6 protein-coding genes and 1 pseudogene are annotated in these 8837 nt (G+C 71.4%); 2 read left to right on the top strand and 5 right to left on the bottom strand.

Annotated features, from left to right (window positions below; all coding sequences use genetic code 11):
• Positions 1–202: 202 nt before the first annotated feature.
• Positions 203–839: pseudogene (locus ACYVE9_RS09330) on the top strand (hypothetical protein); the annotation flags it as partial.
• Positions 840–1473: 634 nt separating this feature from the next.
• On the opposite strand, the gene ACYVE9_RS09325 reads toward ACYVE9_RS09330, so the two are convergent.
• From ACYVE9_RS09325 to ACYVE9_RS09305, 5 genes are all read right to left on the bottom strand, one after another.
• A complete protein-coding gene (locus ACYVE9_RS09325; RefSeq protein ID WP_461027282.1) occupies positions 1474–3345 on the bottom strand; it encodes an IucA/IucC family protein in 1872 nt (623 codons plus the stop codon).
• The gene (locus ACYVE9_RS09320) at positions 3342–3911 is read right to left on the bottom strand and encodes a GNAT family N-acetyltransferase (protein WP_461027281.1); all 570 of its coding nucleotides are present in this window, start codon (positions 3909–3911) and stop codon (positions 3342–3344) included. Before ACYVE9_RS09320 ends, ACYVE9_RS09325 begins: the two co-directional genes overlap by 4 nt.
• The gene (locus ACYVE9_RS09315; protein WP_461027280.1) at positions 3908–5230 is read right to left on the bottom strand and encodes a lysine N(6)-hydroxylase/L-ornithine N(5)-oxygenase family protein; all 1323 of its coding nucleotides are present in this window, start codon (positions 5228–5230) and stop codon (positions 3908–3910) included. Before ACYVE9_RS09315 ends, ACYVE9_RS09320 begins: the two co-directional genes overlap by 4 nt.
• Before the next feature lie 33 nt (positions 5231–5263).
• On the bottom strand, positions 5264–6826 hold the full coding sequence (locus ACYVE9_RS09310) for a pyridoxal phosphate-dependent decarboxylase family protein (protein WP_461027279.1): 1563 nt from the start codon (positions 6824–6826) through the stop codon (positions 5264–5266).
• Between the two features lie 286 nt (positions 6827–7112).
• Complete coding sequence (locus ACYVE9_RS09305) at positions 7113–8375, bottom strand: DUF1015 family protein (protein ID WP_461027278.1); 1263 nt, start codon at positions 8373–8375, stop codon at positions 7113–7115.
• A 95-nt stretch (positions 8376–8470) separates the two neighbouring features.
• Between ACYVE9_RS09305 and ACYVE9_RS09300 the strand changes: the two genes are divergently transcribed.
• A partial coding sequence (locus ACYVE9_RS09300; protein WP_461027277.1) for an HAD family hydrolase occupies positions 8471–8837 on the top strand: 367 nt, incomplete at its 3' end.

Raw genomic sequence — 8837 nt, 5'->3', positions numbered from 1 at the left:
CGGTCCCCGGCGGGAGGACGACCGTGGTGGGCGGCGGCCCTACGGCCAGGGCGGCGGCTCGGGCGACCGTGGCGGGCGTGGCGACTACCGCGGCCGTCGTGACGACCGGGACGACTACCGTCGGGACGACCGTCCGGACCGTGAGCCGATCCGGCGGCTGCCGATCCCGGACGAGGTCACCGGGCAGGAGATCGACAAGGACGTGCGGCAGGAGCTGATGAGCCTGCCGAAGACGCTCGCCGACGACGTCGCCAGGAACCTGGTGATGGTGGCGCGGCTGCTCGACGAGGAGCCGGAGCAGGCCTACGAGTACGCCAGGATCGCCCTGCGGCTCGCCTCGCGCGTCGCAGCGGTGCGGGAGGCGGCCGGGTTCGCCGCCTACAGCGTGCAGAAGTACGCCGAGGCCCTTGCGGAGTTCCGGGCGGCTCGTCGCATGACCGGCTCGCAGCACCTGTGGCCCGTCATGGCGGACTGCGAGCGCGGTCTGGGCCGGCCGGAGAAGGCCCTGGCGATGGCCGGGGAGCCGGAGGTCAACAAGCTCGACAAGGAGGGCCAGGTCGAGATGCGGCTGGTCGCCGCCGGCGCCCGTCGTGACATGGGCGAGGCCGAGGCGGCCGTGGTGACGTTGCAGAGCCCCGAGCTGGCCTCCCACTCGGTCCAGCCGTGGTCGGCGCGACTGCGTTACGCCTACGCCGACGCCCTGCTGGAGGTGGGCCGGGAGGACGAGGCCCGCGAGTGGTTCGCCAAGGCCCTCGAGGCCGACCAGGGCGGTACCACGAACGCCTCGGACCGGCTGGCCGAGCTGGACGGGGTGGAGTTCGTGGACGCGCTCGACCCGGAGGCGGACCTCGACGCGGAAACGGATTCCGGTGAGGAGTCCGGGCACGCCGTTTCGGACGAGGCCGCCCGGTTCACGGAGCCCGGGCACGCCTACGAGCAGGAGCTCGAGGACGTCTACGACGATCTTCCGGACGAGGTGCCCGCACCGGCAGGGGAGTCGGCACGCGCCGGCGACACACCCGGTGACGTGCCGTCCGGCGAGGCGGCGGCCGATGACGTGGCGCAGGCCGAGACCGGTGACACCGGGACCGGCGTCGTCGCCGAGCCCGACGCAGTGGTGGACGCGGACGCCGCTCGGCAGGGTGACGCCGTTCCGGAGGCGGCCGGGGACACCTCGGCTGCCGACGTGGAGGAGCCGGTCGCGGGGCCGCAGGACAGCGAGGCCGCGAAGGACACCGGCGACGGGGACGACGACCGCGTGAGCTGACGCCGAGGGGGCGGGCCAGGCCCGCCCCCTCGGGCTCAGGCCCGCCGCCGACGCCGATGGGCGGGACCCCCGCGAGGGTCCCGCCCATCGGCGTGTCGGTGGTGCCTGACGAACCGCAGGATCGGACCGTGCCACCGTGCGCGCGTCCGAGCCGGGATCGGATCCCGAGTCTGAGCTGGTCCCGATCCCCGAGACCGCAGTCGCGGTCAGGTGGTGTCGGTCGGCCTGAAGGGGGCCAGCGGGTTGGTCAGCGTCCCGACGAGTTGCAGTGCCCCGGACGGGTCCTGGAGGTCGACCATCTGCTTGTTGTTGCGCAGTTGCAGCCGGTTCAGGCAGGACAGGGCGAAGTCGTCGGCGAAGAGGTCGTGCTGGGCGAACCGGTCGGCCAGGTGGGGCGCCGACCGCTGGTAGGCGGTGACACACTCGGCGACCGCCGCCCAGAACGTGTGCTCGTCCATGACCTCGTCGGAGGCGAGGGTGGCGTTGAGGAAGCGGAAGAAGCAGTCGAAGACGTCCGTGAAGAGGGAGAGCAGCTTCATGTGCTCCGGCACGTCGGCACGGATGCGCTCGACCTCGGGCGGCAGCACGGCCGCCGGGTCCATCACGACGATCTCCTCGGCGATGTCCTTGAACACCGCCCGCTGCGGCACCCCGTCCTTCAGGACCAGGATGACGTTCTCGCCGTGCGGCATGAACGCCAGGTCGTAGGCGTAGAAGGAGTGCAGCAGCGGCGTCAGGTAGACGTCGAGATAGCGTCGCAGCCACTCGGCGGGCGTCAGCCCCGACTCGGCGACGAGGGCGGCGACGAACGAGTTGCCGTCCCGGTCGACGTGCAGCAGGGACGCCATCGTCGCCAGGCGCTCGCCCGGCTGCAGGGACGGCACCGGGCTCTCCCGCCAGAGGGCGGCGAGCATCTTCAGGTAGGGCGACCCCTTGGGCGCGGCCACGGCGTACTGCTCGTGGTGGTAGCCGATGGCGGCCCGTTCGCGGATGATCGACAGTCCGGTCGACCTGAGCACGTCGTCGTGGGCGATGAGGCCGGCCAGCCAGTCGTTGATGGCCGGAGTGGCCTCCATGTAGGCGGCGGACAGGCCGCGCAGAAAGCCCATGTTGAGGACCGACAGGGCGGTCTTGACGTAGTGCTTCGACGGGTCGCTGGTGTTGAAGAACGTCCGGATGGACTGCTGTGCCAGGTGGGCGTCGTCGCCCGGGCCGAGGTGGACCAGGCGCTGCTGGGCGACCTCGGAGGCGAACGTCACCGACAGCCGGTTGTGCCACTGCCAGGGGTGGACCGGTATCAGGTGGTAGTCGGCGAGGTCGAGCCCCCGCTCGCGCAGCACGCCGGAGAACCGTTCCAGCTCGGCGTCGGACAGCTCGGCGCGGATCAGGCGCTCGTAGTCGAGGTCGGCGGAGCAGGAGAACGTCGAGCGGTCGCGGCGGGCGGCCAGCCAGATCAGGTGGACGGGCGCGGCGGTCTCCGGGGCGTAGGCCAGGTACTCGTCGGAGCCGAAGCCGAGCCTGCCGTTGTTGGCGACGAAGCAGGGGTGGCCCTCCGTCATGCCGGCTTCGACGCTCTGGAAGTCGGAGCGGCTCAGTTCGGCGGCGGTGACCGGTGTGCGCGCCAGTTTCCAGCAGCTGCCGGCCAGCGTCGAGCTGATCTCCTCCAGGTAGACCGGAAGTACCTCCTCGCTCAGACCGAGCGTCTCCCGCAGCTCGATGAACAGGTCGAGGGCGTCGAGCGGCAGCTCGGTGCCGTCGCGGTGCCGGGTGATGCTGTCGGCGTCCACATCCCAGTGGTCGAGACTGAAGCGCCGGGCCGTGAAGCGGTACTCGACCCTGCCGTCGTCGCCGGTCACCGCGTACCGGCCGTGGGAGTCCGTGCCGCCGGGCAGCTCGGTCGGGTTGAGCAGGCGCTCGTGGCTGAACTCCGCGAGCGCCTTGCGTATCAGCAGCCGTCCGGCGCGCGCCCAGAGTTCCGGGGTGAGGTGGGCGACGGCGTCCGGCGTGCCTGCCGTCGTCCCGGGGCCGGCGGGCAGCCGGTCGGAAGCGGGGGGCAGCGGGGTGGTGGGGGCGGTCATGCGCGGGCTCCTCGGGCGGCCAGGAACTGGTCGCGGGTGCAGACGCTGAGGTAGGCGTCCTTCTCGGGTTTGCTGATCTTCTCCTCGACGCGGAAGCCGACGGCCTCGTTCAGCGCGTGCACCGCGCTGTTGCGCACGTCGGGCTCCACCACGACCCGGCGGGTGGCCGGGTCGGCGAACAGCATCTCCATGACGGTGGTGATGACGGCCAGGGTGAAGCCGCGCAGCGGGGTGTCGGTGGGGGCCGCCAGGAAGTGCATGCCCACGTCGCCGGGCTGCGCCGGGTAGAGGCCTTTCAGCTCGACCTCCGCCGGGTCGTAGCGCTCCATCAGGAAGGCCGGTTCACCGCGGTGCAGGCCGAGGAACGCGTCGTGGTGCGGGTTGGCGGCGATGGACATGAACTCGCGCTCGACGTCCGGCAGTGAGGCGTCCTGCATCAGGTAGAACGCGGCCTTGGCGTCGGTGACCCAGCGGTGCAGCAGTTCGGCGTCGGTCAGCGGGTCGACCGGCCGCAGCGCGAACTCCCCGAGCCGGCTGTCGGTGCGGGAGAAGACGGTCGCGGTCATGCGGGGGACACCTCCAGCGGCTGGTCGGCACCGGCGGGGGCGGCGAACTCCTGGAACGCCACGGACTTCTCGACGGGGTAGTACTCGCGGCCGAGCAGTTCCCGGATGATGCACGAGTTGCGGTAGGCGGCCATGCCCAGGTCCGGCGTGACGAAGCTGTGGGTGTGGAGCTCCGCGTTCTGCACGAAGATCTCACCGCCCGCGGTGTCGATGCTGTAGTTGCGGCGGACGTCGAAGCGGCTGGAGTCGTCCCACGCGATCCGGTCGGCGATCGGTGAGAGGAACGCCGGCACCTCGTAGCGGTAGCCGGTGGCGAGTACCAGGCCCTCGGTGGTGAGGGAGAAGTCGCGCTCCTGCTCCTGTTGGCGCAGTTGCAGGGTGTACGCGCCGTGCGCCTCGTCGTAGGACGCGCCGGTGAGCGCGGTGTTGGTCATCAGCCGGGTCGGGCAGGCCCGCCGCCGGCTCTTCGTGTAGAGCAGGTCGAAGATGTCGTTGATGAGTTCCGCGTCGATGCCCTTGTAGAGGTGCTTCTGCGAGTTGACCAGTCGGTCGCGGGTCGCAGGCGGCAGCGCGTGGAAGTAGTCCACGTACTCCGGGGAGGTCATCTCCAGGGTCAGTTTGGTGTATTCGAGGGGGAAGAAGCGGGGGGAGCGGGTGACCCAGTTGAGCTGGTAGTCGAAGGCGTCGATGTCCTGGAGCAGGTCGTGGTAGATCTCCCCGGCGCTCTGCCCGCTGCCCACGACGGTGATGGACTTCTTCGCCTGGAGCGCGTCGCGGTTCGACAGGTAGTGCGCGTTGTGGATGGCGTCGCCGCCCAGGTCGCGGCAGGTGTCGGGCAGGTAGGGCGGGGTGCCGGTGCCCAGCACCAGCCGCCGGCCGCGGTGCCTGTGGCGCTCCCCGGTGGGCAGCTCCACGGTGTGCACGACGTACAGCTGCTCCTGGTCGTCGTACTCGACGGACGTCACCTGGTGGCCGAAGCGCAGCGAGGAGAGCTTGCCGGCGGCCCACTGGCAGTAGTCGTTGTACTCGCTGCGCAGCGGGTAGAAGCTCTCGCGGATGTAGTACGAGTAGATCCGGCCGGACTCCTTGAGGTAGTTGAGGAAGGAGTACGGCGAGGTGGGGTCGGCGAGCGTCACCAGGTCCGCCATGAACGGGACCTGGAGGGTGCTGTGTTCCAGCAGCATGCCGGGGTGCCAGTCGAAGCCGGGCTTGTTGTCGAGGAACAGGCCGTCGAGTTCGTCGATCGGTTCGGTGAGGCAGGCCAGGCCGAGGTTGAACGGGCCGAGGCCGATGGCGATGAAGTCGTGCGGGGCGGGCATCGAGGGTCTCCTGTCCGAGGTCGGGTCGGGTGGTCAGCCGGCGCGGCGTCGGTCGGCGTGCGGCTCGGACCGCTCGGACAGGTACTCGCGGGCGTGGCCGGCGATCAGGTCCAGCACGGTGGCGATGTCCCGGAGTGTGGTCTGCGGGTTGAGCAGGGTGAACTTGAGGTAGTGCCGGCCGTCGACGACGGTGCCGGCGACCACGGCCTCGCCGGAGGCGAACAGCGCCTCCCTGGCGTGCAGGTTGACGGCGTCGCAGAGCGCCGGGTCGGTGTGGTCGGGCGGGAGGTAGCGGAACACCAGGGTGCTCAGCTGCGGCCGGGTGACCACCTCGAAGCGGGGGTCGGCGGTGAGCAGGCTCCAGCCGTCCGCGGCCCGGTCGACGACCTCGTCGAAGAGTTCACCGACGCCGTCCGCGCCCATGACGCGCAGCGTCATCCAGAGCTTCAGGGCGTCGAACCGGCGGGTGGTCTGGATGCTCTTGTCGACCTGGTTGGGCACGCGCTCCTCGTCCACGCGGGCCGGGTTGAGGTAGTCCGCGTGGTAGGTGGCGTGCCGCAGGGTGCTGCGGTCGCGGACCAGCACGGCGCTGGAACTGACCGGCTGGAAGAACGACTTGTGGTAGTCCACGGTGACCGAGTCGGCCAGCTCGATGCCGTCGAGCAGGTGCCGGCGGCGCGGGGAGACCAGCAGGCCGCAGCCGTAGGCGGCGTCCACGTGGAACCAGGTCTCGTGGCGGCGGCACAGTTCGGCGATCTCGGGCAGCGGGTCGATGCTGCCGAAGTCGGTGGTGCCCGCGGTCGCGACGACCGCCATCACCACCAGGTCCTCGTCCTCGCAGCGGGCCAACTCGCGGGCCAGCTCGGCGTGCCGCATGCGCTTGTCGTCGCCGCAGGGGATCGGGAGGACGGCGTCGTAGCCGAGGCCCAGCAGCGCGGCCGACTTGGCGATGCTGAAGTGGCTGCACTCGGAGGTGAGGATACGCAGCCGGGGCAGTATCTCCGCTTTGCGCAGCGGCGTCTCGGAGTTCTTCTGGACCAGCCGGCAGGCCTCGTCGCGGGCGAGCAGCATCGCCTGGAGGTTGGACTGGGTGCCGCCGCTGGTGAAGATGCCGTCGGCGGCGGTGCCCAGGCCGATGCGCTGGGTGGTCCAGTCGATCAGGCGGCGCTCGATGAGTGTGCCGCCGACGCTCTGGTCCCAGGTGTCGAGGGAGGAGTTGACGGACGAGAGGACCGCTTCGCCGAGCAGCGCGGGGATGACCACGGGGCAGTTGAGATGGCCGAGATAGCGCGGGTGGTGGAAGTAGACGGCGTCACGGAGATACACGCGTTCCAACTCGTCCAGCGCGGCGAGGTGGTCGCCGAGCGGCCGGTCGAGGTCGACGCCGGATATCTCGGGGGCGAGGTCGGGGGCGGAGATGCCGGTCAGGGGGCGTTCGCAGGTGGCGATTCTGCTGGCCACCCGGCTGACGCCTTCGCTGACGGTGTCCCGGTAGCGGTCCGCGGTGCTGTTGTTCAGCAGGTGTTCCCTGCTGTCCAGCGGCGCGGGCAGCGCTCCTGAAGACGGGTCCTCGGCGGTGGGCGCGAGGAAGCTCACGATCTGTCCTCCCAGATGCGGACGACACCGCCCACACCTGAGGAGGGAAGTGGCCTGCGGGGCAGGTGCTGTCCCAGGTGGGGGGTGAAGAAGGCGTAACAACGCAGTGAGGTTAGCCTACCCTTACTTTGTGTGCAACGTGGCGTGAGGTGCCAGGAGTGGAAGGATCCGTTCAACGTCGGTATCCGGCCAACTTCCGGTTCACGTGGGGCGCCCGACGCCTCTGGAGGCTGCCGTAGCCGCGCGGGTGACGCCTCGTCGGGCCGTGGCCGTCGAGCCGGTTCGGTCAGCCCGGGTCGCCAACGGTGCGCAGTACCAGGCCGCTGGCCGGCTTGGGGCCGAACGACGTCGACTTGCGCGGCATGGTGACGCCCTGACGTGCCAGCTCGCGCACCGTCTCCTCGGGCACGGCCCGCATCAGGACGGCGCTGCCGCCACTGCGCGCCGCCTGCTGCACGGCGCTCTCGGCCGAGTGCAGGTACCGCACCGACTCCGGGTCGTCAGGCACCCGCCACACCTCCGTGAGCAGCGCCGAGTGCAGCACGGTGGCGTCCAACTCGCGCCAGGCGGCGGGACGGTCCGCGCGCACGGCCCGGGTGAGCAGTTCGGGATCGGGCCGGTCCAGCAGGTGGAAGGAGTCGGGGCCGCCGCTCAGCAGGAAGGCCGGACCCTCCGCCCGGTCCAGCTCCGCCACGGCCTCCTCGAGCGACCCCGGTACCGGCCGGGAGCGCAGCGCGCCCGCCAGTCCGTGCAGCGCCTGCGTCAGGGGCAGTCGGGGCAGCACCCGGTGGATGGCCTGGACCCGGAGCGGGTAGCGGGCGGTGTCCACGAGCAGCACCAGGCCGTGCGCCCAGGCGTCACTGCCGGGGTGCTCGTCGCGCAGCCGCAGATACGTCGCCCAGCGGTGGTGGCCGTCGCCGATCAGGGCGCTGCGGCCGGCCAGGTCGGCGTCCACCTCCCGCAGTTCCGCCGGATCCGTCACCGCCCACAGCCGGTGTGCGAAACCGTCCTCAGTGGTGGTGGACAGCAGCGGCGGCCGTGTCGCCGTGCGCTCCACCACGGCGCCGGCGCCCGCCGGACTGCCGTCGCCGCGGTAGGACAGCAGCAGCGGCTCCAGGTTGGCGGCCGTCTCCCGCATCAGCGACACCCGGTCCTCGACCACCTCCGGCATGACGTCCTCGTGCGGCAGCACCACACCCTCCTCGGGCGGAGTCAGCCGCAGCGCGCCGATCAGCCCGCGCTGCACCACGTCGTCGCGGCGCTGCTCGTAGACGTAGAGGGCCGGCGTCGCGTCCCGGGTCAGCACGCCCCGGCTCTCCCAGTCGCGCAGCGTCTCCGCCGCCTGGCGGTGCCGGGCGGCCGGGTCCGCGTGGTGCGGCAGGATCAGCCGCACGATGTTGTAGCGGTCTGCGGTCTCCAGGTGGTGCACCCCGTCCGGGCGGACCACGACGTCGTACGGCGGTGACGTCACCGCGGCGAGACTGCCGACCCGCTCCGGCGCGTAGCGCAGGCCGCGGAAGGGGGCGAGGGAGAGGCCGTCAGCGCACATCCGAGCATGCTATGCCGCCCGGCCGCCGCTCGCCGGGCCGGGTGAGAGATGATCTCAGCCCGACCGACCGACGAACCCCCAGGAGCGGGTCAACGATGCTGCGATCCTCCGAGAAGGCACTGCACCGGGCCTACGACACGGCGCTGCTCGACCTGGACGGCGTCGTCTACGCGGGAGGCGCGGCGATCGTGCACGCGGCGGAGTCGCTGGAGGTGGCAGGTTCGGCGGGCATGCGGCTCGCCTACGTCACCAACAACGCGGCCCGCACCCCGCAGACCGTCGCCGACCACCTGGTGCGGCTCGGCGTCCCGGCCGCCCCGGACGACGTCATCACCTCCGCCCAGGCGGTGGCGAGACTGGTCGCCGGGCAGGTGCCGCAGGGCGCGGCCGTGCTCTGCGTCGGGGGAGAGGGGCTGCGGGTGGCGCTGGCCGAGCGCGGACTGCGGGTGGTGGACTCGGCCG

Source organism: Streptomyces sparsus (genome assembly GCF_054776295.1).
The sequence above is the reverse complement of the archived record's forward strand: the minus strand, read 5'-3'. Positions and strand labels throughout refer to the sequence as shown.

Excerpts from the sequence above, each read along its gene's own strand:
- ACYVE9_RS09315 (WP_461027280.1), bottom strand. The coding sequence starts at position 5,230 with ATGCCCGCCCCGCACGACTTCATCGCCATCGGCCTCGGCCCGTTCAAC.
- ACYVE9_RS09320 (WP_461027281.1), bottom strand. The coding sequence starts at position 3,911 with ATGACCGCGACCGTCTTCTCCCGCACCGACAGCCGGCTCGGGGAGTTC.
- ACYVE9_RS09305 (WP_461027278.1), bottom strand. The coding sequence starts at position 8,375 with ATGTGCGCTGACGGCCTCTCCCTCGCCCCCTTCCGCGGCCTGCGCTAC.
- ACYVE9_RS09325 (WP_461027282.1), bottom strand. The coding sequence starts at position 3,345 with ATGACCGCCCCCACCACCCCGCTGCCCCCCGCTTCCGACCGGCTGCCC.